This is a genomic window from Vibrio sp. 1078-1 (genome assembly GCF_033340475.1).
The window spans coordinates 1-1,024 of sequence record NZ_JAWOWM010000106.1; the positions used below are offsets into that span (position 1 = coordinate 1).

General features: G+C 48.2%; 1 protein-coding gene. It reads left to right on the plus strand.

The features are described 5' to 3' along the window. Window positions 1–1,024 (plus strand): chitoporin (gene chiP, locus R7190_RS25920; protein ID WP_318137686.1); only part of this gene is annotated, 1,024 nt, incomplete at both ends.

The following is a 1,024-nucleotide window of genomic DNA, read 5'->3' on the forward strand; positions in this document are numbered from 1 at the left end:
CACAGGCATGATGTTCAGTGGTGCAGCTCTTGCTGATGGCGCAAACAGCGATGCTGCTAAAGAGTACCTAACAAAAGATTCTTTCTCTTATGAAGTTTACGGGATCATCGCGATGCAGGCCGCGTACCGCGATTACGATTCTGGCAGCAAAGCAACGGATGACGACCTAGGTGGCATGCAGCTAAACAACGAATCTCGTATCGGTTTCCGTGGTAAAAAACAATTTGCTAACTTCGGTCCTACCTTTATTTGGCAAATCGAAGGTGGTTACGTAGACCCTAGCTTTGGTGGCGAGGGTGCTGGTCTTGGTGAGCGTGACACATTCGTCGGTTTTGAAAGTGCTTCTTGGGGTCAAGTTCGTCTAGGTCGTGTTTTGACACCTATGTACGAATTGGTTGACTGGCCAGCATCTAACCCAGGTCTAGGCGATGTTTACGACTGGGGTGGTGCAATCGGTGGTGCTAAGTACCAAGACCGTCAATCAAACACCATTCGTTGGGACTCTCCAATGTACGCAGACAAGTTCTCTCTAGATATTGCAGCGGGTGCTGGTGATAAAGCGGGTCTAGGTGCTGGTGATGATTACTGGGGCGGCATCGCGGCTCACTACAAGTTAGGTCCACTACAATTGGATGCTGCTTACGAAGGTAACCGTAACATTGAATCTGAAGGTCAAACTTGGGAAAACAACACGTACCTAGTTGGTGTTCAAGGTTGGTTTGATAACGGTATTTCGTTCTTCGCTCAATACAAATACATGGAAGCGGACGCAAGCAACGGCGTGAACGAGAAGCAAGATGCAATGTCTGCAGGTCTGATGTACACAACAGGTGACTGGCAGTACAAGCTAGGTTACGCAGCGAACTTCGACCTAGAACGTGACGGTAAGACAATTAACGATACAGCAGACGATGTACTATCTGCACAAGTTATGTACTTCGTAGACCCATCTGCAGTGCTTTACGTACGTGCTCGTACTCTAGACTTCGGTGACGGCGCATCTCAACTAGATAAACCAGCAGAA